This is a genomic window from Paenarthrobacter sp. 10N417 (genome assembly GCF_056394745.1).
The window spans coordinates 1-22,735 of the sequence record NZ_JBFTIL010000008.1 but is presented as its reverse complement, the minus strand read 5'-3'; the positions used below and the strand labels follow the sequence as shown (position 1 = coordinate 22,735).

At 61.6% G+C, this 22,735-nt stretch carries 24 protein-coding genes and 1 pseudogene; 6 read left to right on the top strand and 19 right to left on the bottom strand.

Annotation, left to right across the window (positions count from 1 at the left end):
- Position 1: 1 nt before the first annotated feature.
- The 9 genes from AC1DCM_RS12080 to coaD all read right to left on the bottom strand — a co-directional run bounded on the left by AC1DCM_RS12080 (position 2) and on the right by coaD (position 6,686).
- Positions 2-1,039 carry a TolB family protein gene (locus AC1DCM_RS12080; protein WP_477518383.1) on the bottom strand — a complete coding sequence of 346 codons (1,038 nt, stop codon included), beginning with the start codon at positions 1,037-1,039 and terminating at the stop codon, positions 2-4.
- Entirely contained in the window at positions 1,036-2,355 is a 1,320-nt protein-coding gene (locus AC1DCM_RS12075; protein WP_477518382.1) for an MFS transporter, read from the bottom strand. The genes AC1DCM_RS12080 and AC1DCM_RS12075 overlap by 4 nt, the downstream gene beginning before the upstream one ends.
- An 8-nt stretch (positions 2,356-2,363) precedes the next feature.
- The gene (locus tag AC1DCM_RS12070) at positions 2,364-3,068 is read right to left on the bottom strand and encodes a hypothetical protein (protein WP_477518381.1); all 705 of its coding nucleotides are present in this window, start codon (positions 3,066-3,068) and stop codon (positions 2,364-2,366) included.
- Entirely contained in the window at positions 3,065-3,499 is a 435-nt protein-coding gene (locus AC1DCM_RS12065; protein ID WP_477518380.1) for a hypothetical protein, read from the bottom strand. Before AC1DCM_RS12065 ends, AC1DCM_RS12070 begins: the two co-directional genes overlap by 4 nt.
- Before the next feature lie 46 nt (positions 3,500-3,545).
- On the bottom strand, positions 3,546-4,502 hold the full coding sequence (gene mutM, locus AC1DCM_RS12060; RefSeq protein WP_477518379.1) for a bifunctional DNA-formamidopyrimidine glycosylase/DNA-(apurinic or apyrimidinic site) lyase: 957 nt from the start codon (positions 4,500-4,502) through the stop codon (positions 3,546-3,548).
- A gap of 19 nt (positions 4,503-4,521) precedes the next feature.
- Positions 4,522-5,232: a ribonuclease III gene (gene rnc, locus AC1DCM_RS12055; protein WP_216923862.1), complete on the bottom strand. Its 711-nt coding sequence runs from the start codon at positions 5,230-5,232 to the stop codon at positions 4,522-4,524.
- 23 nt (positions 5,233-5,255) lie between these two features.
- A complete protein-coding gene (gene rpmF / locus AC1DCM_RS12050) occupies positions 5,256-5,459 on the bottom strand; it encodes a 50S ribosomal protein L32 (RefSeq protein ID WP_011775139.1) in 204 nt (67 codons plus the stop codon).
- Between the two features lie 33 nt (positions 5,460-5,492).
- Positions 5,493-6,020, bottom strand: a complete 528-nt coding sequence (locus tag AC1DCM_RS12045) for a YceD family protein (protein ID WP_224090813.1) — start codon at positions 6,018-6,020, stop codon at positions 5,493-5,495.
- A 183-nt stretch (positions 6,021-6,203) separates the two neighbouring features.
- Positions 6,204-6,686 carry a pantetheine-phosphate adenylyltransferase gene (gene coaD / locus AC1DCM_RS12040; RefSeq protein WP_223933289.1) on the bottom strand — a complete coding sequence of 161 codons (483 nt, stop codon included), beginning with the start codon at positions 6,684-6,686 and terminating at the stop codon, positions 6,204-6,206.
- Between the two features lie 35 nt (positions 6,687-6,721).
- Here coaD and AC1DCM_RS12035 point away from each other — a divergent pair, with 35 nt between their 5' ends.
- Both AC1DCM_RS12035 and AC1DCM_RS12030 read left to right on the top strand, forming a co-directional pair.
- Complete coding sequence (locus tag AC1DCM_RS12035; RefSeq protein ID WP_477518378.1) at positions 6,722-7,972, top strand: aminotransferase class I/II-fold pyridoxal phosphate-dependent enzyme; 1,251 nt, start codon at positions 6,722-6,724, stop codon at positions 7,970-7,972.
- Positions 7,969-8,778, top strand: coding sequence for a spermidine synthase (locus AC1DCM_RS12030; protein WP_477518514.1), 810 nt, complete (start codon positions 7,969-7,971; stop codon positions 8,776-8,778). Before AC1DCM_RS12035 ends, AC1DCM_RS12030 begins: the two co-directional genes overlap by 4 nt.
- Here AC1DCM_RS12030 and rsmD read toward each other — a convergent pair.
- The 4 genes from rsmD to thiL are packed head-to-tail and all read right to left on the bottom strand — an operon-like array spanning position 8,775 to position 13,795.
- Complete coding sequence (gene rsmD / locus AC1DCM_RS12025; protein ID WP_477518377.1) at positions 8,775-9,341, bottom strand: 16S rRNA (guanine(966)-N(2))-methyltransferase RsmD; 567 nt, start codon at positions 9,339-9,341, stop codon at positions 8,775-8,777. The genes AC1DCM_RS12030 and rsmD overlap by 4 nt on opposite strands.
- A gap of 54 nt (positions 9,342-9,395) precedes the next feature.
- Positions 9,396-11,651, bottom strand: coding sequence for an ATP-dependent DNA helicase RecG (locus AC1DCM_RS12020; RefSeq protein ID WP_477518376.1), 2,256 nt, complete (start codon positions 11,649-11,651; stop codon positions 9,396-9,398).
- Positions 11,641-12,744, bottom strand: coding sequence for a DAK2 domain-containing protein (locus AC1DCM_RS12015; protein WP_477518375.1), 1,104 nt, complete (start codon positions 12,742-12,744; stop codon positions 11,641-11,643). Before AC1DCM_RS12015 ends, AC1DCM_RS12020 begins: the two co-directional genes overlap by 11 nt.
- Positions 12,745-12,766: 22 nt before the next feature.
- The gene (gene thiL / locus AC1DCM_RS12010; RefSeq protein WP_477518374.1) at positions 12,767-13,795 is read right to left on the bottom strand and encodes a thiamine-phosphate kinase; all 1,029 of its coding nucleotides are present in this window, start codon (positions 13,793-13,795) and stop codon (positions 12,767-12,769) included.
- Positions 13,796-13,946: 151 nt separating this feature from the next.
- Between thiL and AC1DCM_RS12005 the strand changes: the two genes are divergently transcribed.
- Positions 13,947-14,456 carry a DUF3515 domain-containing protein gene (locus tag AC1DCM_RS12005; protein ID WP_477518373.1) on the top strand — a complete coding sequence of 170 codons (510 nt, stop codon included), beginning with the start codon at positions 13,947-13,949 and terminating at the stop codon, positions 14,454-14,456.
- Positions 14,457-14,484: 28 nt separating this feature from the next.
- Here AC1DCM_RS12005 and AC1DCM_RS12000 read toward each other — a convergent pair whose 3' ends face one another.
- From AC1DCM_RS12000 to leuC, 6 genes are all read right to left on the bottom strand, one after another.
- Positions 14,485-15,624: a D-alanine--D-alanine ligase family protein gene (locus AC1DCM_RS12000; RefSeq protein ID WP_477518513.1), complete on the bottom strand. Its 1,140-nt coding sequence runs from the start codon at positions 15,622-15,624 to the stop codon at positions 14,485-14,487.
- On the bottom strand, positions 15,624-16,676 hold the full coding sequence (locus tag AC1DCM_RS11995) for an NAD(P)H-dependent glycerol-3-phosphate dehydrogenase (RefSeq protein ID WP_477518372.1): 1,053 nt from the start codon (positions 16,674-16,676) through the stop codon (positions 15,624-15,626). The genes AC1DCM_RS12000 and AC1DCM_RS11995 overlap by 1 nt, the downstream gene beginning before the upstream one ends.
- On the bottom strand, positions 16,673-17,506 hold the full coding sequence (locus AC1DCM_RS11990) for a lysophospholipid acyltransferase family protein (RefSeq protein ID WP_477518371.1): 834 nt from the start codon (positions 17,504-17,506) through the stop codon (positions 16,673-16,675). The genes AC1DCM_RS11995 and AC1DCM_RS11990 overlap by 4 nt, the downstream gene beginning before the upstream one ends.
- 11 nt (positions 17,507-17,517) lie before the next feature.
- Entirely contained in the window at positions 17,518-18,843 is a 1,326-nt protein-coding gene (gene murA, locus AC1DCM_RS11985; RefSeq protein ID WP_216923873.1) for a UDP-N-acetylglucosamine 1-carboxyvinyltransferase, read from the bottom strand.
- A 206-nt stretch (positions 18,844-19,049) separates the two neighbouring features.
- The gene (gene leuD, locus AC1DCM_RS11980) at positions 19,050-19,649 is read right to left on the bottom strand and encodes a 3-isopropylmalate dehydratase small subunit (protein ID WP_477518370.1); all 600 of its coding nucleotides are present in this window, start codon (positions 19,647-19,649) and stop codon (positions 19,050-19,052) included.
- Positions 19,650-19,658: 9 nt separating this feature from the next.
- Entirely contained in the window at positions 19,659-21,110 is a 1,452-nt protein-coding gene (gene leuC / locus AC1DCM_RS11975) for a 3-isopropylmalate dehydratase large subunit (protein WP_477518369.1), read from the bottom strand.
- 167 nt (positions 21,111-21,277) lie between these two features.
- Here leuC and AC1DCM_RS11970 point away from each other — a divergent pair, with 167 nt between their 5' ends.
- From AC1DCM_RS11970 to AC1DCM_RS11960, 3 genes and pseudogenes are all read left to right on the top strand, one after another.
- On the top strand, positions 21,278-21,997 hold the full coding sequence (locus AC1DCM_RS11970; RefSeq protein ID WP_014922101.1) for an IclR family transcriptional regulator: 720 nt from the start codon (positions 21,278-21,280) through the stop codon (positions 21,995-21,997).
- A gap of 28 nt (positions 21,998-22,025) precedes the next feature.
- On the top strand, positions 22,026-22,562 hold the full coding sequence (locus AC1DCM_RS11965) for a DUF1697 domain-containing protein (protein WP_477518368.1): 537 nt from the start codon (positions 22,026-22,028) through the stop codon (positions 22,560-22,562).
- A gap of 71 nt (positions 22,563-22,633) precedes the next feature.
- Positions 22,634-22,735: pseudogene (locus AC1DCM_RS11960) on the top strand (IS982 family transposase); the annotation flags it as partial.

Below are 22,735 nucleotides of genomic sequence, written 5' to 3'. Positions count from 1 at the left end.
GTCAGCGGACTACGCTGGGCGACCACGCGTGGGGGATAAACAGGCTCGGCTGTGATGCCGGATCAGTCGCCAGCTTCCAGATGTTGCTGTCGCCGGGGGTGTTTTCGTCGGCCAATCCATAAAGCACGTTTTGGTTGTCCAACCATTCGATTTGGTCATCCACGCTTCGCTTCTCCGAAAGGACAGTTTCCTGTCCTGTAGCCAAGTCAAGCAGTGCTACCTTCCAGTGCGCAGTCAACGGCCCGGCGTCGTTCTTTTTATAGGCAATCCGCGTGCCATCCGGTGAGATGGACGGGCACTCAACGTTATCGTGGACCGCAGTCAGGGTCTTGGCCGACAAGCTGCCGCGAACAAGCCAGATACGCCCGGCGGACGCCGCAGTGGCGTAGAAAACATCACTTTGCCCGGGTACGAACGTGACCCCCCAGATGTTTCTGTCCGTGGCCTGCAAGCGCTCGCCGTTGACTATCAGGGAGAAATCCTCCAGATTCCCCGAACCACCTGAACCACTTGCAGTGAAGTTGATTTCAGTAGCGGTGGAGAACCCTGCAGTCGCATAGGAATGGCCTGCGACGAAGACAGTGGTGGCAATCATGGTCCCGTCAGCACTGATCCGCGTTCGGCTCGGTATTCCAGGAACGGGCCACGCCCGCTGCTGTTGCCAGTCGCGATCCAGGACAGCGGCTTCGAAGGCGGTCACGAGGCCGCGGTTCGTTTTGAGGCAAATTACCGTGGACGCGGTGCCGTAGACCCTGTCGCAGGCCTGCTCGCTCACTGCGCGTGTGCCGTCGGGAGAGGACAACGGTACGGTAGCGGCATTACCGTAACCCTGTCCGCCGGCTGTGTTCCGAAAAAGGACGAACGGAACAGCCGGCAACGGCTGGCCGGCACTGACCCCTACAGACGGGGCGGCAGTGCGGCTCTCCTCAAATCGCTGATAGGCGCCCACGGCATAAATGCCCGCCCCAGCAAGCACAACTGCCGTTACCGCAAGGAGAATGCCCCACCGCAGCCTCCCGCCAGTGAAGGTAGCGCTCATTCGTTGCCCAGCTTGGGCCTGGCTCCAGGCAGGATGAAGACGACTGCCACTACTGCACATGCCAACAACGCTCCGGCGGCAACCATGGCTGTGGAGGCACCTACTGCGTACCAGAGAACGCCAAAACCGGCCGAGGCCGTCATCCTGCTCAAAGCAACCACGGTCTGTGCGGAGGCGATGCCCGTGGCCAGCTTGCCTGGAGGGGTCAACTGGCTGGCCAAGGCCGCCAGCACCCCGTCAGTTGCTGCGTAGAATCCGCCAAGAAGGATCAGGCAGCCCACAGTGCTCCATAGGCCACCGAAAGGCGCCGCAGCCAGGAAGTAGCAGGCAAGCAGGCCAATGTGGCCGCCCACGAAGACCGGGACCCTGCCCACGCGGTCGGCCAGCCGCCCCAGTGGAATCGCAAACGCCAGGAACACAATGTTGGTTCCGACGAAAAGCAACGGAAACCACTGCACCGCAAAGGAATCCCGGTCCTGCAGTACCAGGTAGATGAAACCGTCGCCAATAGTGAGCAAGCCAAGGAGGCCCGCAGAGATCAATAACTTGCCAAGGCCCGGCTCCCGCAGCTGGCTCCACGAGAACGCGAAGAGCCGAGGCCGTTGCTTCCGGGAGTCGGCTGCTGGTTCGGCGCCGCTGGTGGCTTTGATCCCTCTCAGCCCATCCGCCCGAAGGTCCGGCACCACCAGCCCCAGAACTGCAACGCCGATGATCGCAAAAGCCAGGGACACCACAAAAACGGTGCTGAAGCCATTGGGGATCATCAGCAGCACGAGGAAGGCAATCATTGGCCCTGCGGCGGCCCCGATGTTGTCCAACATTCTGTGGACGCCAAAGGAACGGGCCAGGTGTTCGGGTTGCGCTGAAACAGTGATGAGCGCATCACGTGGAGCCGTCCGAATGCCTTTGCCGATCCTGTCTCCGGTCACAATCGCAGCTACCGCCCAGAACCCTCCTGCGAACAGGAAACCTATCCTGGCGAGCATGGACAACCCGTAGCCGGCCAAGGCGATGCGTTTCGGATGTCCGCTGCGGTCCGCGGCCCAGCCCGCCGCGATCCTGACAATTGCACTTGCGCCTTGGTTAATGCCGTCGATGAATCCGAAGGCGATGGTTGAAAGGCCCAGGAAGCCTGTCACATACAGCGGGAGGATTGCCGTTACAGACTCCGATGACACATCCGTCACCATGCTGACCAGGCCGAGCCACAAGATGACCGGGGACAAACGAAACGGCACCTCGCTGGATAGTGCCGTCGTGGCTCCCCGCAGTTTTTCCCGTTTGCCACCGCTGCGATCCGAAAGTGAGATGTACATTCGTGCCCCTAGTCCGCCGTCGTATGCAAGCTGCCCAAAAGCTGGAAGCGTGATACGCCGGTTCCGGTCACCGAAACTGACACCGTCACTGTGTCCGTGCCACGCACGAACCTCGCGGCTAGAGCTCCTTCCGGCGCGGGCGCATCCTCGGACCAAAAGCCTTGCCCGACCAACGACTGGCGGAAAGCGCCCAGAACGTCTTCCTGAGACGTGCCCACGATCCCGTCCGCCGTCAGCTGCAGGACGTTGCCTGAACTAGAGATGCTGGTGGAGCCCACCGTGGTCCCGGCTGGCAGGGTCACAACGCTGCTGGGCCAGCCCTCGACCACCGAGCCCTTCGCTGTGCCCGATTTCGGCAATGGACCAGTGATGAGTGGGGCCGGTGCAGACGGTACCGGGAGCCCGGTGGGCGTGGCTGTCACGGGCGGCAGGACCTCCAGCGGCTTGGCTGTTGTTCCGCCGTCGCCTGAACCGTTGCCCGAACCGTCCGCTGGGCTGCTTGTCGAGCTGCCCGACGTCGGACTGCCGGACGGAGACGCACTCGGGTTGCCGGAAGAGTTGCCATTCGACGGATCCCCGCCAGGGCTTGGCGATACCGAACTCTGGGCCGTTGCCGGTCCCGGTTTCGAAGCCATCTGGTCCAGGACGAGAGCTACGGCGGCGATCAGTACGGCGAGGCAGATGCCCGCTATCACCAGGCGCCGCGCCATCATGGCTTCCCCGGACTTGCTGCGCCGCCGAGGAGCTCGTTCGCCTTCGCCTCGAGCCCGTCATCGACGAAATCGTAGATGAAGGATGCCAACCAGATCACCACGGTCGCTGCTATCCAGCCGATAATGCCGTTGATGGTGAAACCATTGGAAAAGAGGCTTGTCACCACAAGGATTGCAAAGGTGGCCAGCAGCCCTGCGACCACCGTCAGGGCCTTGCTGAGGATCCACGTACGCCTGTCCGCCTGCTGCGCGTGGCGGCGGTGGAAAAGGACCAGAATCAAGGGCTTGACCAAAAGCGTGGCCGCCGTGAACACCACGACGGCCCAAAGAAACCCGGCTCCCAAACGGACCCCGGGAAGAACTGACGCCACCCACAACGTGATGGCGTTGAAAACCAATGCGATGGCGATCCGAATCGCCAAGCTTTTCATGGGGACAGTCTGCCATTGCGATCCGGATTCCGGAACAGTTTTGGCCCTACCAACGCCCGTTTCGCGGCCGTGGCTGACAAACGGGACATGTGTAGGAAGACCGGTTCATGAATTGCTCACGTTTGATGATCGTGGGCAAGCCCGCTGCCTCGCAACGGCTGCACAGCTCACCTGCGCGTCCGTAGGCATTCAGCGAGCGGGCGAAGTATCCCGAATCACCGTTGACATTGACATATAAGGAGTCAAAGCTCGTTCCTCCCGCAGCCAACGCCGCATCCATGACCTCTTGTGCGGCCTGCACAAGCCGGGCAGCATCGCCGCGTCGCAAGGTATCGGTAGGCCTGGCGTAATGGAGGCGGGCGCGCCAGAGAGACTCGTCCGCATAGATGTTGCCGATCCCGGAAATCACCGACTGGTCCAGCAACGCCCGCTTCAGGCCTGTCTTTCGGCTCTTTACCTTGCGGTAAAAGGTGTCGAAGGAGAAGCAGGGGTCCAGCGGGTCCCTCGCAATGTGCGCGGCTTCCTCGGCGATCTCGGGCAGGGGCGTTTCCCCCAAGCCTCCAGAGCCGCCGTCGGGAGTTGGCACCAGGGACGTCACAAACAGGCCACCGAAAATGCGCTGGTCCACAAATCGCAGTTGCTGGGGCATGCCGTCCACGGGGCTAAGGCAAATTCTGACTTTGAGATGCTTCTCGTCAGGGACATGGGGGTCTTGCATGAGCAGTTGTCCGCTCATGCCCAGATGAGCCATCAGCGCTACCTTGGGTAGCGTGCTGTCAACGGAATCCGAGCTGTCCATGGCCAACGGCATCCAGAGAAACTTGCCCCGGCGGACGACGTCCATCACCGTGGCGTGCTCAAGATTCCCAATGAAGTCCTCTGTGCCAAGGCCATGCCTGCGGATCGAGCGGGGGTCAAGGACGTCAACCCCGGTAATGGTGCGGCCACGGACCCAGCGGGCCAGGCCACGGCGAACGACTTCTACTTCGGGAAGTTCAGGCATGGGTTTTGTGGACTCGGCTTCAGGCGGAAGCAGGTCCAGCAGGAGCTTGGTCCAGGGCCGTCAGGGCACGCCAGGCGTCGGCGGCAGCTTCCTGCTCCGCTTCCTTCTTCGAATGGCCAGCGCCGCGACCATAGGGAGTCCCGCCGATGTTCAGGACAGCTTCAAACGTACGCGCGTGGTCCGGGCCTGAGCCTTCCACGGCGTAGTGGATTGCCCCGAGTTGGCGGCTGGCGGTCAGTTCCTGGATGCTCGTCTTCCAATCGGTACCGGCTCCAAGGGCGCCGGCGTCCTTCAGGAGCGGGCCCACGAGGCGCATCACCAGCTGGCGGGCCGTCTCGATGTCGTTGGAGAGGTACGTCGCACCAATGAGCGCTTCCATGGTATCCGCGAGGATCGAGGCCTTGTTCTTCCCATCGGTGAGCTTCTCGCCCTGCCCCAGGTAGATGAATTCGCCCACGCCAAGCTCGCGGCCGATTCCGGCGAGGGCACGAGTACTCACGACGGCGGATCGCCGCTTTGCGAGCTCACCTTCAGGCAGCGCGGGGTTCTCGCGGTAGAGCGAATCGGTCACAGAGAACCCCAGGATGGAGTCGCCAAGGAACTCGAGACGTTCATTGGTGGGAATCCCACCGTTCTCATATGCGTATGAGCGATGTGTCAGAGCAAGACGAAGCGTCTCGGTGTCAATGGAGACACCGAGACGCTTCAGAAGCTCTTCAGTTGAAGACATCCTTTGTCAGCCTATTGGGCAGATTAGGCGTCTGCTACCTTGCGGCCCTTGTATTCAAGGAACAGCGCGGTGCCGGCAGAGTCAGTGACGACCTTTGCCTGGTGCGGCAGGCTGTAAGTAACCTGACCGTTTTCGATGGTCTTGACCAAGTTGGGGGCAGTTGCCTTCCACTGGGCACGGCGGGCGCGTGTGTTTGCGCGAGACATTTTCCGCTTGGGAACAGCCACGGCTATCTCATTTCTCTCTTAGTCCAACACTTACTAATCAGTTTGCCGGTCAGTCTTAGCCAGATCAGCTAGGGCAGCCCAGCGAGGGTCAATGACCTCGTGGTGGTGCCCCGGCTCGTCTTCCAGGCGTGCTCCACATTCGGAACAAAGGCCCTGGCAGTCTTCCCGGCACACCGGCTGGAACGGCAGCATAGTGACAACCGCGTCCCGCAACACCGGCTCAAGATCGATCAGATCGTGCTCGACTCGACGTTGCTCTTCATCGTCTTCTTCGTCCGAAAGCTCGACGCCTTCATAGAAGAAAAGTTCTTGCACATTGACTTCAAGGTCATACGCAAGGGGATCCAGGCATCGACCGCATTCGCCGGTTACTTCGACGATTACGGATCCTGATACCAGAATTCCTTCGTGTACGGCCTCAAGGCGAAGATCCAGCTCGACATCCGAGCCTTCCTTCACGCCAATGAGCGCCACACCAAGGTCACTTGGCGCAGGTACATGTTCGTTGAGTGTCCGCATGGTCCCTGGACTGCGTCCAAGGTCCTTGACTACCAGCGCCAAGGGCGAACTTGCATCTCGCTTAATGAGAACTCCTGTAGAACATATGACCGACGTACCATCTTAGCCTGATCAAGCCTGAGGACTCAAACCGGCGCCGGGCGCGCGAAGAGCGCCATGGTTTCAGCTGGGATCCACCGCAAGAAGCTGCGAGGTACCTATCAAGACTACCCCCTTGCGGGAGGCTTACGTTCCAGACTCGCCAGCGAGGAGCCGCTTCAACACAGATTTCGGTACGAAATCGGAAATGTCGCCGCCCAATACATTGACCTCTTTGATCAAGGTGGAGGAAAGGTGCACGTAGTGCGCTTCTGCCGGCAGGAAGACAGTTTCGACGCCGGTAAGCTGACGATTCATGGTGGCCATCGGCAATTCATAGTCAAAGTCCGAGGACGAGCGGAGGCCCTTGACGATGGCCGAAACACCCCGATGCCGGCAATACTCGGCCAACAGTCCCTCCCCCATTGGCTCAACGATGATGCCTCGCAGGGACGCCAGCGTCTCCCGGGCCATCTCCATCCGGTCTTCGAGGCTGAAGCGGTACTTCTTGGCGTAATTGGTGGACACGGCCACGATGACTTCGTCAAACAGCCCCGCTGCCCGCGCGATGACTTCGAGATGTCCGTTGTGGATAGGGTCAAAGGATCCAGGGCATACCGCACGTCTCATGACACGAACCTACCCCATAGCTTCACCGGGATACCATGGCTGACATGTCACCAGCAGGCAGCACTTTACCGCTCAACACAACGGCTCATGCCTCCACGCCATGGCAGCGGGCCGCTACTGGCGCCAACCTGCTTTCACCTGACGGAAATCTCGGAGTGACCATCTTCGAGGAGATGACCACCTTGGCAATCTCCTCCGGCGCCATCAACCTCGGACAGGGCTTCCCCGACGAGGACGGCCCCGCGGAGATCAAAGCCGCAGCGCAGGCAGCGATCGCCGCAGGAGCCAACCAATACGCGCCCGGCAAGGGCATTACGGAGTTGCGGGAAGCCGTCGCGGAACACCAACGCCGGTTCTATGGGCTTACCCCTGACCCGCAGACGGAAGTCATCATCACGACTGGCGCCACGGAAGCCGTAGCGGCGTCGCTTCTGGCCTTCATCCAGCCCGGTGACGAGGTCCTGACCTTCGAACCGTTCTATGACTCCTACGGAGCCATCATCGGATTGGCAGGAGCAGAACATGTCACTGCTCCCCTGCTCGCTCCGGACTTCCTTCCGGACCTCTCCAGACTGGAAGAGGCCTTCAGCAGCCGCACCAAGGTGGTGCTCCTGAACAACCCGCACAATCCCACCGGCGCCGTTTTCCCTCAAGAAGTTCTGGCAAAGGTGGTTGAACTGGCCACAAAGCACGACGCCATCATTGTCAGCGACGAAGTCTACGAGCATCTCACGTTCGGCGTCACCCATATTCCCGTCGCTTCCTTGCCGGGCGCTGCCGAACGGACCCTCACAATCTCTTCCGCGGGAAAGACGTTTTCCTTCACAGGGTGGAAGATCGGCTGGCTCAGCGGACCCGGGGAACTGGTTGCCGCTGTCCGCACGGTCAAGCAGTTCCTGACGTACAGCTCGGGAACACCGTTCCAGAGTGCCATCGCCGTGGGCCTTGCGCTTCCTGACACCTTTTACGCGGACATAGCTGAGACTCTGCAACGCAAGCGCGACATCCTTTCCGAGGGCCTTCGCGCTGCAGGATTCGACGTTTTCACACCCAGCGGTACGTACTTCATCAACGTCGACACAGAACCCCTGGGAATCAGGGACTCCGTGGACCTGGCCCGCCGGTTACCGGGCCTGGTAGGTGTGGCCGCGATCCCGGTGCCCGTTTTTTGCCATCCGGAAGGAGCAGAACGGACCCGCAGTCTGTTGCGTTTCGCCTTCTGCAAAAAAACCAGTGTCCTGGAAGAAGCGGCCGAACGACTGGCCGCGCTTAAGGACCTGCTCTGAACCGCAACGACGCCGGCCGCAAGGACTCCGGCAGCCATCACGCCACGCGTTTCCTGCGGACCACAGGGCAGCACGCAACTGTTGATGCCGATACGCTCATTGAAGGCAGCTATATCCTCAGCATCGGTGGCGCTGAACAATCCCATGTGAATCTGGCCAACCCCGGGGAGATCTTCTACGAATATCTTCGCAGGATCGGTCATGTCGTGGATCTGGCTGCAGAGCCGGGTGAGCCACTCTCCGTGCTCCATCTCGGCGCCGGCGCCCTGACCTTGGCCCGTTACATCCAGGCCACGCGGCCAGGTTCGGACCAGTATGCCGTGGAACTCGAACGCGAACTGCTGGACTTCGTCCTGCAAAAGCTCCCCATGCCGGAGGGCACGCGGCTGCACACGCACATAGGCGACGCACGCGAGGCACTGGCCGAACTTCCCGCGAACCTGAGGTTCGACGTCGTCATCCTTGATATCTTCTCCGGGCCAGAAGCACCAGCCCACATCGCGTGCAGGGAGTTCTACGAAGAGGCCGCTGCCCGCTTGGGACCAAACGGCCTACTGATTGTGAACGTAGGCGATGAACCGGCGCTAACGCTGGTACGAAGCCAGGTAGCAGCCCTCCGGCAGGCAATGGCGGACGTTATCGCATTTGCCGAGACGGGAATGTTCGCCGGGCGCTACCCCGGCAACATCATCCTTGTGGGCGCCCGAACGCCATGGCCGGCAGCGTGGACCAGCGCATTACTCGCGCGAGGCCCGCACCCGGCAACAGTTCTCCATGGCGTGGACCTGGACAGAATTTCGGACTAGGACGGTTCAGCGAACCATAGCTTGGTCTCGCCGTACTTCTTGTCAGCGAAACATTCCAGCGCTTCAGGCCAGGCTGGCTCGGGACTCCTGGAGGACCTCTCCACCACCACAACCGCCCCTTCATCCAGATGGGGCGACAATTTGGCCAGCACGGCACTCAAAGCTGGTTCGTCCAGCGGATACGGCGGATCCAGGAACACCAGGTCCCACACATCGTGCCCTGTGGCGCGCTCCAGGAAAGACTCCACCTTGGATCGATGGACTGAGACTTTCTTGCCGCCCAGGATTTGGTTGACCAAGTCCGCGTTGCGCTGGCAAGCGTCGCTGGCCTTGGCATCGAATTCCACCAGATCCACGCTGCGGGCACCCCGGCTGGCGCTCTCCACACCCAGGGCTCCGGAGCCCGCATAGAGATCCAGCACCCGGGAATCGTCGATGACAGCCAAGGACTCCAGCCGGGAAAACAGTGCTTCCTTAACACGGTCCGTAGTGGGCCGCGTTGCTGTCCCGGGCACGCTCGTGAGCGGATTGCCGCCAGCAACCCCGGCAATAATTCGACTCACAGCGCCTCTCCGCTGCCGATGCCCGACTGGTCGCCGATACCATCTGGGGATTCTCTAACCGCGTTCAAGGAACGCCTCCTTTTCAGGGTTCAAGTATTCTTCAATGGCCGCGGCCAGGACCGGTTGGTGTCCCAATGCCGGGTCCTGGGCCACCATGTCCTGTGCGTCTGCACGCGCACGGGCAATCAGATCTTCATGCTCCAGGACACGCAGCAGCTTAAGCGTGGACCGCCCACCTGATTGTGAGGCGCCGAGGATATCGCCCTCACGGCGGAGTTTCAGGTCTTCCTGGGAGAGCTCGAACCCGTCAGTGGTGGACGCAACAGCGTCCAGTCTTCGACGGCTCGGGTGCCCTGGCTCCAAAGTAGTGACCAGCAGGCAAGTCCCGGGTAGGCCGCCACGGCCCACCCGTCCGCGAAGCTGGTGGAGTTGCGAAATCCCAAAACGTTCGGCGTCCAGGATGACCATCAGGGTGGCATTGTGAACATCGACACCCACCTCAATAACCGTGGTGGAAACCAGCACCTTGGTCTGATTTGCCGCGAACGATGCCATGGTTTCGGTTTTAAGCAGCGGCTCCTGACGGCCGTGGAGGGGCGCCACGGGCACCCCGGCCATGGACGGCTCCTGCACCAGGCTTTCGACGACGGCTGTCACCGAAGCGAGCTCGCGGGCCGGACCTTCGTCCGAGAGTTCGGCGTCGCTTGGCTCCGCCTCTCCTGGGCTGAAGTCGCCGTCGTCATCGGACCCGATTTTGGGACATACAACGTAAACCTGATGACCGGCGTCGACTTCTTCCCGCGATCGTTTCCAGATTCGATCCGCCCAGCCGGGGTTCTCCGCAAGCCCCACAACATGAGTGGAAATGGGTGCCCGCCCAGCGGGGAGTTCATCGAGGATGGAGGTCTCAAGATCGCCGAACACGGTCATCGCCACTGTGCGGGGAATCGGCGTAGCAGTCATAACCAGCAGATGCGGCGGACGTTGGGCCTTGGCGCGCAGGGCGTCACGTTGCTCCACGCCGAAGCGATGCTGCTCGTCCACCACGATCAAGCCGAGATCCTGGAAACTGGTTTTGTCGCTCAACAGAGCGTGGGTGCCGATCACGATGCCGGCGTTTCCTGAAGCGGCATCGAGCATGGCCTGCTTTCGCGCCGCCATAGGCATGGACCCGGTCAGCAGGGTCACATGGACGCCAGCCTGTCCGGCTTCGGCCCCCAGCATGCCGGTACCACCAAAAATGTGATCGCGGGCCAGCGGCCCCAGGGTCCTGCGGATGGAGTCGAAATGCTGCGCAGCCAAAACCTCAGTGGGCGCCAGGAGTGCGGCCTGTCCTCCTGAATCAACCACCTGCAGCATCGCTCGCAGCGCGACAATAGTCTTTCCCGAGCCGACCTCACCCTGCAGGAGCCGATTCATGGGGGTGTCCTGGCCAAGTTCTTCGGAAAGCGTCTTTCCCACCGCTGTCTGGCCAGCAGTGAGCGTGAAAGGCAGGTTCCGGTCAAACTCTTCCAGCAGGCCGCCGCTGACCGCACGTCGGGCAGTGGCCTCCTCTGCAGCAAGCTGGGCACGGCGTCTCGCCAATGCCGCCTGCAGCACCAGCGCCTCCTGGTAGCGGAACCGTTCCTGCGCCCGCTGCCAGTCCTTGGCAGTCTCAGGCGAGTGGATCAGGCGATAAGCATCAGCCACGCTGAGCAATCCGTCCCTGCTGACGATTGACTCCGGGAGCGGGTCCGCCAGGGCGTCGAGGTCCAGGGTTTGCAGCAACGCCGTAATCACTTTGTGGATGGACCAGCTTGTCAGCTTTGCCGTTGCGGGATAGACAGGGATAGGTATGGCTGCCAGCTTTTCCGGGTCCATGGAGCCGTCAGCATCCGGATCCTCATCCAGCAACAGGAAGTCCGGATTAGTCAGCCCCAAGGCGCCCCCGTATCGGGTCACCTTCCCGGAAAACATTGCATGGCGCCCCGGAAGGAGCTCCGCCTTGGCCCGGAATCCATTGAAGAAACTGACTTTCAAGGTGCCAGGAACGTGGCTTCCACCGGCTTCATCGGTCACCACGACGTCAGTGATGGAACCCCGCCGGGCACGCATTTGACGGGTGCTGTTGGACAGAACCCGCGCAATCAACGTGACTTCCTCGTCCAGGGGAAGGTTGCTGATGGGAGTAAGTTCGCCCCGGCTCAAATACCTGCGCGGAAAGTAGTTCAGAAGGGCGCCGGTTGTCTTGAGGCCAAGGTGCTTGTCAATGACGGATGCCGAACGCTTGCCGATCCTGCGTTCCAGAGGCAGTTCCAGCTCAGTATTCATGCCGTGACTGGCCCGGGATGCTGCTGGGTTCTGCAGTTTGTGTTGCTTCCTGGTCCCGCTGCCCGCCCTCAAAATCGCGGTGCCCGTCTTCAGAATCGCGGGACCCGTCTTCAGAGTCACGAGGTAGGGCAAGCTGACTGACGGCAATGTCCGTTGGCTCCCCCAGAGACCGGATGAGCGCCACTGCCGGCGCGGGATCAGGTACGTGGACATGAACCCGCCARCGATAACTGGCTTCAGCAGTGGATTCGTCGTCGTCGTCGGGATGGTGGCCTGTATTGCCAACCTGGCTCATGATGACGGAATCACCCATCTCGTCCAGGCGTTGGCGCAGCACGGCCGCGTCCAAGGGCGAAAGGCTGATGGTACACATGACTTCCACGCCGTCGTCGGCCGGCATCTGCTGGTGGATGTGCGGATCCTGCAACTGGTAGCCGTGAAGGCCATCAAGGAGCTCATCCTGCAGTTCTTCGCCGAGCACTGCGGAACGGAGACAGTCCAGCACCAACAACATACCTACACCGCCGGCGTCCACCACATGCGCCGCCTGCAGGGGTGCGAGTTCATCCTCTGTGCGTACGACGGCTTGAAAGGCAGCTTCCACCACAGCATCCAAGGCGAGGCCCAATGCGTGGTTGCTGTCATCACCATTCTGGGAAGAATCCGCCGCTTGGGCTGCATGGGCTGCTGCTTCAAGGACGGACAGCATGGTTCCGGAGACCGGTTCGCTCAAGGCCGACCATGCCCGGATCTGGGCCCTATTAAGGGCCGTGGCCAGCAGCGGCGCGCTCAGGCGCGCTTTTCCGGCAAGCGGCTCCGCCGCAGCGCACAGGAAAACAGCAAAAAGGGTCCCGGAATTACCCCTTGCCTGTTCCATGGCGGCCTGACCAGCGCGTGATAGCACAGCACCGACGTCGTTACCGGCCTCGATGGCGTCAGGAGCGGTGCCTGCCAACGCGGACACAGCCGCGCGCGCGGTGAGGTAAAGGTTGGTTCCAGTATCGCCGTCGGCGACGGGGAAGATGTTGATCGCGTTCAGGCGGTCGCTATGGTTGCCAAGGACCACCTCTGTCTTGCCGAGCCAACGTTTCATGGCGTGCGCATTCGCGGCGATCTTAGTCTGCAAAATGATCCCATCCCACGGTGTCAGCAGCTTGCCCGGCAATCCGGACGCCGCTGCCTTGAGACTGGACAACGGCTTGAACTGAGCCTATCGCAGTGAAGCCCTGCGGCAGCTGAATTCCCGCTGGGAACGTAGCCAGCAGTCCGTGGTCTTCTCCCCCGCCCAGAACCCACGGCATGGAATCTACGCCCAGCAAGGCGGCAGCTGGTTCCAGCGGAAGTGCGTGCGCCTTCAACGCAACAGCGTCAAAATCCAGGATGACGTTGCTTGCCGCAGCGAGCCTGCCGCCGTCGCGCAGCAAACCATCTGAAATGTCCATCATTGCTGTTACGCCCGAACGTGCGGCAAGTGGCCCGCCAGCCAACGGCGGCAAGGGCCGGCATTGGCTATCCAACAGTGCACGCTGCTCAGCCGAGAGGTCCGTTAAGGCGATATCGCTTTCCAACAGCGCGAGACCGGCGGCAGCACGCCCCAGGGTGCCTGCCACGGCCACCACGTCTCCCGGGTTCGCCCCGGAACGCAGAACGGGGGCCCGTCCGGCCAAACTTCCGACGACGGCCACAGTCACCGCAATCTCCCGTCCGCGGCCCAAGTCTCCCCCCGCGACGGAGCAGTCAGGAACCCCCAACCCGATGATTCCAGCGGTGAGGCCATCCGCAAAGTCCTCCACCCATTGAACTGGTGTGGCCGGCGGCATAGTCAGGCTCACCACCAGTGAGGTGGCCGTTCCGCCCATGGCGTTGATATCGCTAAGGTTCTGCGCCGCGGACTTCCATCCGACGTCGTAGCCTGTGGTTCGGTAGCCGTTGTTCCACTCCAGCCGGAAGTCCTGGTCCTGGGTCTGGGTATCGATGGAAATCAGTGTGCGGCCGTCCGAGGCGGCAACCAGGGCGGCGTCGTCGCCGGGACCCAGCAGGACGCTGGGGCTGCTGTTCAGGCGGGGGAAGATCCGGGCAAGGAGCTGGGACTCCGAGAGATCTGCGACTGTTGGACATTCATCGGATGGCTGTTTTGGGGGCACGGCTCTACGCTATCGCGGCACGCCGACAAAATAGTGCCGCAGCGTGTGCAGCCCGGACCACCGCCAATGTGACCCTCGCAACTGGTGCAGCAACCGCACGCCTGCACCAACCGCACGCCAGGCGGCAGCGTGGGCGGGATAGGCTTGAGTGATGCACCGAAAGACCCTTCCGCGGACTGCCGTGGCCTTAAGCCTGGCCGCAGCGTCCGTCCTCGCAATGTCAGCCTGCGCCCCCACTGTGGACGTTACGGCGGCAAGCGACGCCGCCAATCCGGCCTGCGCACCCATGATGGTGGCGCTCCCGGACAAGATCGGCGATGCCGCACTCCGCAAAACCAATAGCCAGGCCACTGCTGCTTGGGGCGATCCCTCCCAGATCATCCTGCGTTGCGGTGTCAACGTCCCCGGGCCAACCACTGACCGCTGCGTCAGCGTGAATGACATCGACTGGGTGATCAAAGAAGGCGACGGCGTCTATACCCTGACCACTTTTGGACGCGAGCCGGCCACGGAAATCCTCGTGGACCCAGTCAAATTGGAAGCCGCCAACATCAGCTCCGCCACAGTCCTCACGGAACTTGCGGCCGCTGCGGGCAAGATCAAAGCCACGCGCCACTGCGTAGGCCAGGAAGACCTGCAGAACCTGCCAACCACTAAGTAGCGGGTGCTCAGCCGCTACTTGCTTTGGGTTAGCGCAGGCCCGTTTTCCGGGTCAGGGCCAGGTGGATGAGTTCGTCGATCAGTTCCGGATACGCCAAGCCGGAAGCCGCCCACATCTGGGGGTACATGCTCTTGGGGGTGAAGCCCGGCATGGTGTTGATTTCGTTAATAATCAGCTCACCGGCGGGCGTGTAGAAGAAGTCCACACGGCTCAGGCCTTCGGCGCCCACGGCGTCGAAGGCGGCAGCGGCCAATTCGCGGACGCGGGCAATGGCTTCATCCGGCATATTAGCTGGGCAACTCAGCGCCGCAGCACCATCTTCAACATATTTGGCAGCAAAATCATAGAATTGGTGTTCGCCGATAGCCACGGTGATTTCGCCGGGCATGGAGGTGCGGGGCGCATCGGTGCCCCGGCCTTGCAGCACAGCGCACTCGATCTCGCGCCCGACAATGCCGGCTTCGATGACCAGCTTCAAGTCGTGGCGGCGGGCTTCCTCGATGGCAGCGTCCAGGCCCTCCAACGAATCCACCTTGGAAATTCCCATGGAGGAGCCTGCACGGGCAGGTTTGACGAAGACCGGGAAACCGAGCTTGTCCACGCGCTTGCGGACAGCCTCGGCATCAGTGAGCCATTCGCGGTCCGTGACAGCGATATAAGGGCCCACGGTCAATCCAGCGGCTTCGAAAACTACCTTCATGAAGTGCTTGTCCATGCCCACCGCCGAGGCTAGGACTCCGGCACCAACATAGCGTGTGTCCGATAGCTCCAGGAGGCCCTGGACTGTTCCATCCTCACCCCAAGGGCCATGGAGCAAAGGAAAGACGACGTCCACGGAACCGAGTTCCTCGGGGATGGCGTTCGGCGCGGTCACGATGAGCTGGTGCTCGCCCGCCACCTCTGCCAAGGTGACAGTCCGATCCGACGGCGATACCTCAGGAAGCGCCGACGAGCTCAAGGACCACTGGCTGGTGTCCCCCGAGGCAAGGACCCACTGTCCGGACTTGGCAATACCGATGGGCACAACGTCGTATTTGCTCTTATCAATGGCGCCCATGACGCCTGCCGCCGTCACGCAACTAACAGCGTGCTCGCTGGAACGTCCGCCGAACAGGACCGCCACACGGGGTCGACGGCCGGTTACGGGGGTGGATTCTTCAGTCACAATCAGTAGTCGCCTTCGGACTTCAGGGCCCGGGCCAGCAATCGCGGCCCCAGGTCATCAACGGACATTTTGCCTTCAAGCACCGCCACGACGGCGGCCGTGATGGGCATTTCGACATTCAGTTTGCCTGCCAATTCATGCACGGCAGGGCCGGATTTAATACCTTCAGCGGTTTGCGTCATCTGTTCGGCCACCTGCTCGAGGCTGAGCCCCTCGCCCAGTAGCCTTCCAGCCGTGTGATTTCGGGAAAGGGCAGAGGAGCATGTCGCAACGAGGTCGCCGAGCCCCGCGAGCCCCGCCATCGTGTGGGCCTCTCCACCCAGGGCGAGGGCAAGCCGGGACGTCTCAGCGAGGCCCCGCGTGATGACTGACGCTTTGGTGTTGTCACCCATCTGGCGCCCCTCGCAAATACCCACAGCCAAGGCAATGACATTCTTGACGATCCCGCCGATTTCCACACCCACAACATCGGTGCTGGTGTAGGGACGGAAATACGGTGCGGTGCAGCAGAGCGCGATTGCGGCGGCAGTATCGGCGTCACTGCAGGCAACTACAGACGCTGTGGGTTGTTCCCGGGCAATCTCCATGGCGAGGTTGGGTCCGGAGACCACGACCACTCGTGATTCGGGGATGCCAAGCTCCTGGGCGATGACCTCGCTCATGCGCGCGTCAGTCCCGAGTTCCAGGCCCTTCATCAGCGATACGACAATTGCGTCCGGTGCGAGCAGACGCTTCCACTCTCCCAACTGGGGCCGCAGCGATTGGGCCGGGACGGCCAGGACCACGAGCCCGGCATCCTGCAGGACCTCAGCAACATCCGTGGATGCGGTGACTGCGTGGGGAAGTTCGATGTCCTTCAAGTACTGCTCATTGCGGTGATCCGCGTTGATCTGATCCACTACTTGGGCGCGCCGGCCCCAGATCCGGATCCTCCGCTCCACTCCGGCAGTGGCAGCAGCATCCGCGAGGATCTTGGCGAACGTCGTTCCCCACGAACCTGCGCCAAGTACAGCTACGGTGTCCGGAGCAGGGACAGGGCTTTCAATAACCGTCATTTGCCGCCCTCCGATTCCGGATCCTCAAGAGATGCTTCCTTGCCAGCGGGTTCTGCAGCCTTTTCAGGCGCGGCGCCCCGTGCAGCGTTTGAACCGCGCTCCACGAACCGGCCATGTTTGGCCTGCTTATGAACGGCCGGATCCCAGCGTTCGGCGGGCGGCTCCTCACCGCGGAGCGTTGCCAGCAGCGCGGTGACTGCCTCCATGATGACGTCTGTAGCTTCGGACAGCGTGGCCCGGTCCAAGGGCCGGTCCGCGAAGGCGCTCAGATCCACGGGCTCACCCACAAGAACCCTGACGGTCTTTCGAGGAAAGACGTGGAAGCGCTTGGCGTATCGGGGGAAAACCTCATGGGCACCCCAGTGGGCCATCGGAACAACCGGTGCACCGGTCTGCAATGCCAGGCGGGCAGCACCAGTGTGCCCCTTCATCGGCCACAGGTCCGGATCCCGGGTCAGGGTTCCCTCGGGATAGATAACAATGGCGCCTCCAGCGTCCACCAACTCTTTGGCGATTTGCAGCGAGCGGTTCGCTCCCGCCGTCGAGCGTTCAACCGGAATCTGATTCGTCGCCCGCAGCAAGGCTCCCAACACAGGTGCTTTGAAGAGTCCTGCCTTCGCGAGGAAGTGCGGAGGACGCTTCAGGTTGTAGAGCATGTGCCCAATCACGACGGGATCAATCTCAGTGCAGTGGTTCGGTGCTGCGATGAAGCCGCCCGCGGGGAGGTTCCCGGCGCCCTCCCACTTCTTGTCCATCAGGAGGTTCATCAACGGACGCGCCATGCCCGCCAGGAGCATGAACGTGGCCCGGCTCTTGGCCGATTCCTTCAAAGTGTCCCCCGCTACTTGGTGGTGATGATGTCGAAATCGGCGCCCAGGCCAGCGAGCTTCTCCGTAAAGCGCTCATATCCGCGGTTGATGATATCGATGCCAGTGACCCTGGAGGTGCCGGTCGCGGCCAAAGCTGCGATGAGGTGGCTGAAGCCCCCACGAAGATCCGGGATGTCAATCTCGGTCCCCCGCAGCGGCGTCGGACCGGAGATCACGGCAGAATGCAGGAAGTTCCGCTGGCCAAAGCGGCAGGGGACGCTGCCAAGGCACTCACGGTGGACCTGGATGTTTGCACCCATCCGGGCCAGGGCATCGGTGAACCCGAAACGGTTCTCATAGACCGTCTCATGCACAATCGACACGCCCTCCGCCTGGGTCAAAGCGACCACCAGGGGCTGCTGCCAGTCAGTCATGAAGCCGGGGTGCACATCCGTCTCCAGGACCAGCGGAGAAAGCTTGCCTCCGGGGTGGTAAAAACGGATGCCGTCATCACCAATGTCCATGCCGCCACCCACCTTGCGGTAGGTGTTCAGGAAAGTCATCATGTCCCGCTGTGAGGCACCTTCAACAAAAATGTCGCCACGCGTGACCAACGCGGCCGAGGCCCAGGACGCAGTCTCGTTCCGGTCCGGAAGCGCCCGGTGGTTGTAGCCGCCCAGGTCCTTGACACCCTCGATACGGATGGTGCGGTCAGTCTGGACGCTGATGATCGCGCCCATCTTCTGCAGCACGGCGATGAGGTCGATGATCTCCGGTTCCGTTGCAGCGCCGCTGAGCTCCGTGATTCCTTCCGCGCGTGTGGCGCTCAGCAACACTTGCTCGGTGGCGCCGACGGACGGATAAGGAAGGGAGATCTTGGCGCCGTGCAGGCCGTTGGGCGCGGAGATGTGGATGCCACCAGGGCGCTTTTCCACGACGGCGCCAAACTGGCGCAGGACGTTCAGGTGGTAGTCGATAGGACGATCGCCAATTTTGCAGCCGCCGAGGTCCGGAATGAAAGCCTCTCCGATCGCGTGGATCAGGGGGCCGCACAACAGGATCGGGATGCGTGAATCGCCGGCATGCGCGTCAATGGCGGTGCTGGATGCCGTTTTGGCATCCTTGGGATTCAGTGTCAGATCGCCCGTGGCGGGGTCCTTGACCACAGTCACACCGTGGAGCTTCAGCAGGCTGGTAACAACCTCTACGTCCTTGATTTCCGGCACGTTCCGAAGCACTGATGGTTCGCTGCCCAGCAACGCCGCCACCATGGCCTTGGGCACAAGGTTCTTGGCACCGCGAACGGTCACCCGCCCTGTCAACGGGACGCCACCGCGGATTGTCAGAACACTACTCATCTATACCGGTTTCCTCACGACTACTCGCCCCCCATACTTACAAAGGCTCCAGCTAAGCATAGAAGCTCGGGTTACCTAACCGAAATGGAGCTGCCCCGTACTGGGCAGATCCTGTATCCATCAATCCTTTCGAAAAAAGGACCGGTGAGCCCACGCTAGGGGCCCACCGGTCCTGGTTCCGCAGCATTCAGCCGCCGACGAATTTGTCAGCTTTTCGCCGGAAGTGTCTTCGGTTTAAAGGAAGGCCGTGTGGCCTCGTAGGCGGTGATGTCTTCCTCGTGCTGCAACGTCAGTCCGATGTCATCGAGGCCTTCCAGGAGGCGCCACCGCGTGTAGTCGTCGATCTCGAACGGAGCCACGACATTGCCGCATTCCACGGTCTTGGAGACCAGGTCCACCTTGATCTCAGTGCCAGGGCTGTTTTCCAGGACCTTCCAGATGAGCTCGATGTCATCCTGCGCCACCTGGGCTGCCAGCAGTCCCTGCTTACCTGAGTTACCGCGGAAAATATCGGCGAAACGCGAGGACAAGACAGCCTTGAAGCCGTAGTCCTTTAACGCCCAGACAGCGTGCTCACGGGAGGAACCCGTCCCGAAATCGGGGCCCGCCACCAGCACGGAGCCGGAGTTGAACGGTGCCTGGTTGAGGATGAACGATTCGTCCTTGCGCCATGCCGCAAAGAGGGCGTCTTCGAAGCCGGTGCGTGTGATGCGCTTGAGGTAGACCGCGGGGATGATCTGGTCGGTATCCACATTGCTCTGGCGCAGCGGAACACCGATGCCGGTGTGGGTAGTGAATGCTTCCATGGGATCCTCCTAGACTGCGATTCCGGTCAATGTGCCTGCAGAAGCCGGCTCAAGATCCGACGGCGAGCTCAACGTTCCGCGAACAGCTGTCGCGGCAGCCACCACGGGAGAGACAAGGTGCGTACGGCCACCCTTGCCCTGGCGGCCCTCAAAGTTGCGGTTGGACGTCGATGCGCAACGCTCCCCCGGCTCCAACTGGTCCGGGTTCATGCCCAGGCACATCGAGCAACCGGCGAAACGCCACTCGGCACCGAAATCCTTGAAGACTTTATCCAGGCCCTCGGCTTCAGCTTCGAGGCGGACACGGGCGGAGCCCGGAACTACGAGCATGCGGATATCCGGGTCCTTCTCGCGACCACGGATGATGTCAGCGGCAGCACGCAGGTCCTCAATACGGGAGTTGGTGCAGGAGCCCAGGAAGACGGTATCCACGCGGATGTCTTTCATGGGGGTGCCTGCCTCAAGGCCCATGTACTGCAGCGCGCGCTCGGCGGCAGCCTTCGCGTTCTCGTCGCCGAAGTCCTCCGGGAAAGGAACCTTGGCTGAAAGCGAAACGCCCTGGCCGGGGTTGGTGCCCCAGGTGACAAACGGCTCGAGGGTATTGGCATCGAGGTCCACTTCGACGTCGAACGTCGCGTCGGAGTCAGTGTGCAACGTGTTCCAGTACTCGACGGCGGCGTCCCAGTCATCGCCTTCGGGCGCATGCGGACGGCCCTGCATGTAGTCGTAGGTGATCTGGTCAGGAGCCACCATTCCGGCACGCGCGCCGGCTTCGATGGACATGTTGCAGATGGTCATGCGGGCATCCATCGACAGGGCCCGGATGGCAGAGCCGCGATATTCCAGGACGTAGCCCTGTCCCCCACCGGTACCGATCTTGGCGATGACGGCCAGGATGATGTCCTTTGCGGTAACTCCTGGGCGCAGTGTCCCCTCAACGTTGATCGCCATGGTCTTGAACGGCTTCAAGGACAGCGTCTGGGTTGCCATGACGTGCTCGACCTCAGAGGTTCCGATGCCCATGGCCAATGCACCGAAGGCGCCGTGCGTGGAGGTGTGCGAGTCGCCACACACCACCGTCATGCCCGGCTGGGTCAGACCCAGCTGCGGACCCACGACGTGCACGATGCCCTGCTCCTTGTCGCCGAGCGAGTGCAGGCGGACGCCGAATTCCTTGCAGTTGGCGCGCAGCGTTTCAATCTGTGTGCGGCTGGTGAGGTCCGCAATGGGCTTGTCGATGTCCAGCGTGGGAGTGTTGTGGTCCTCCGTGGCAATGGTGAGGTCGGCGCGGCGGAGCTTGCGGCCAGCCAGGCGGAGCCCCTCGAAAGCCTGCGGGGAGGTCACTTCGTGGACCAAGTGCAAGTCAATGAAAAGAAGGTCGGGCTGGGCATTGGCTCCTTCGCCTTCACCCTTGCGCACTACGTGCGCGTCCCAGACTTTCTCGGCCAGTGTCTTTCCCACGGCCTTGCTCCCTTCACTGAAAGTTGGATGTTCATCCACTGAACTGTTCTTCTAACCACTGAACTCATCTAACCCACTGAGCTCTTCTAACCACTGAAGCAGCAGGGCCACAAAATAAGCCAGTGAAACAACTTGCATCTCAGATATTGAGACGGCAATATCATTACATGGACAATTCTAGTGGAGTCGGTGTCATTGATAAAGCGGCCCAAGTACTCGATGCCCTCGAGGCCGGGCCAACGACACTCGCACAACTTGTAGCGGCCACGGGCCTCGCCCGGCCAACGGTTCACCGGCTGGCGCTGGCCCTGGTCCACCACCGCCTGGTCAGCCGTGACATCCAGGGCCGGTTCGTCCTGGGCAGCCGGCTCGTGGAACTCGCATCTGCCGCTGGTGAAGACCGGCTCATCGCTTCGGCTGGGCCAGTGCTCATCCAACTTCGCGACGCTACAGGCGAGAGCGCCCAGATTTTCCGCAGGCAGGGCGATTGGCGCGTCTGCGTTGCGTCAGCGGAGCGCCCCATCGGCCTGCGCGACACCATTCCTGTGGGAACCCAATTGTCCATGAAAGCCGGCTCTGCCGCGCAGGTCCTCCTCGCTTGGGAAGACCACGACCGCCTGCTGGAAGGACTCCAGAACGCCCGCTTTACGCCCACCGTCCTGGCAGGAGTACGACGCCGGGGCTGGGGTCAGAGCCTGGGCGAACGCGAGCCTGGGGTCGCCTCGGTTTCCGCTCCTGTCCGTGGACCCTCGGGAAGGGTCATTGCGGCAGTTTCCATTTCAGGTCCGATTGAGCGTCTCACGCGCCAGCCCGGACGCCTGCATGCGGAGGTCGTCTGCAATGCCGCCCGGGTACTGACCGAAGCCTTGCGCAAGAACAACGACTAGATCAGCTGTCTTTGAAGGGGGGACATCCATGAACACCTATGCCGTATTCCTTAGGGGCATCAACGTCAGCGGGATCAACATCAAGATGGCGGACCTGAAATCAGCTCTTAGGGCCTACCCATTCTCTGACGTCAAGACGCTTCTGGCGAGTGGAAACGTTGTCCTGAGGAGCGACTTGAGTATCAAGGATGTAAAGGCCCAGTTCGAAAAGTGCCTTCGTGAATCCTTCGGCTACGACGCCTGGGTTGTTGTCCTCACTTCTTCGCGTGTGGCCGAACTCGTGGATGCCTGCCCGTACCCTGCCGACGACAAGGCCACGCACAGCTACATCACGCTCACCTCCGACGAAGCCATGCTGGACGAACTCTTTGAGTCCGGAGAGGCCCTTGGTGGCGTGGAACAGGTGCGGCTTGGGCCGGAAGCTTCGGCGTGGCTTGCACCCGCCGGAGGCACATTGGAAAGTCCTTTCAGCAAACTGTCCGCCAAACCGCGGTACAAGGCCAGCACCACTACGCGGAACCTTCGGACCCTTATCAAGGTCAGGGACGCTGCGGCCGATCTCTAGATGAGTAAGTCCTATTGCTGTGGCGGGCGCGGGAGCTTTTAAAGTAAGGCGGAGAGTGTTAAGCCGAGTTTGTGAACACGCAACTAAACACTCTCCTGACCACACTTTACGTCTATTTGGATGACCATGTGCTGCCGGACCTGGGTGTGTCCTGTCCAGGGCTCGCCGGCCGG

What these genes read in the sequence shown, in the direction of transcription:
- mutM (WP_477518379.1), bottom strand. Translation starts at nt 4,502, where the DNA reads ATGCCTGAACTTCCCGAAGTAGAAGTCGTTCGCCGTGGCCTGGCCCGC.
- AC1DCM_RS11965 (WP_477518368.1), top strand. Translation starts at nt 22,026, where the DNA reads ATGAACACCTATGCCGTATTCCTTAGGGGCATCAACGTCAGCGGGATC.
- AC1DCM_RS12070 (WP_477518381.1), bottom strand. Translation starts at nt 3,068, where the DNA reads ATGATGGCGCGGCGCCTGGTGATAGCGGGCATCTGCCTCGCCGTACTG.
- AC1DCM_RS12035 (WP_477518378.1), top strand. Translation starts at nt 6,722, where the DNA reads ATGGCTGACATGTCACCAGCAGGCAGCACTTTACCGCTCAACACAACG.
- AC1DCM_RS12080 (WP_477518383.1), bottom strand. Translation starts at nt 1,039, where the DNA reads ATGAGCGCTACCTTCACTGGCGGGAGGCTGCGGTGGGGCATTCTCCTT.
- rnc (WP_216923862.1), bottom strand. Translation starts at nt 5,232, where the DNA reads ATGTCTTCAACTGAAGAGCTTCTGAAGCGTCTCGGTGTCTCCATTGAC.
- AC1DCM_RS11970 (WP_014922101.1), top strand. Translation starts at nt 21,278, where the DNA reads ATGGACAATTCTAGTGGAGTCGGTGTCATTGATAAAGCGGCCCAAGTA.
- AC1DCM_RS11995 (WP_477518372.1), bottom strand. Translation starts at nt 16,676, where the DNA reads ATGACGGTTATTGAAAGCCCTGTCCCTGCTCCGGACACCGTAGCTGTA.
- AC1DCM_RS12020 (WP_477518376.1), bottom strand. Translation starts at nt 11,651, where the DNA reads ATGAATACTGAGCTGGAACTGCCTCTGGAACGCAGGATCGGCAAGCGT.
- coaD (WP_223933289.1), bottom strand. Translation starts at nt 6,686, where the DNA reads ATGAGACGTGCGGTATGCCCTGGATCCTTTGACCCTATCCACAACGGA.
- leuD (WP_477518370.1), bottom strand. Translation starts at nt 19,649, where the DNA reads ATGGAAGCATTCACTACCCACACCGGCATCGGTGTTCCGCTGCGCCAG.
- AC1DCM_RS12005 (WP_477518373.1), top strand. Translation starts at nt 13,947, where the DNA reads ATGCACCGAAAGACCCTTCCGCGGACTGCCGTGGCCTTAAGCCTGGCC.
- murA (WP_216923873.1), bottom strand. Translation starts at nt 18,843, where the DNA reads ATGAGTAGTGTTCTGACAATCCGCGGTGGCGTCCCGTTGACAGGGCGG.
- AC1DCM_RS12065 (WP_477518380.1), bottom strand. Translation starts at nt 3,499, where the DNA reads ATGAAAAGCTTGGCGATTCGGATCGCCATCGCATTGGTTTTCAACGCC.
- AC1DCM_RS12075 (WP_477518382.1), bottom strand. Translation starts at nt 2,355, where the DNA reads ATGTACATCTCACTTTCGGATCGCAGCGGTGGCAAACGGGAAAAACTG.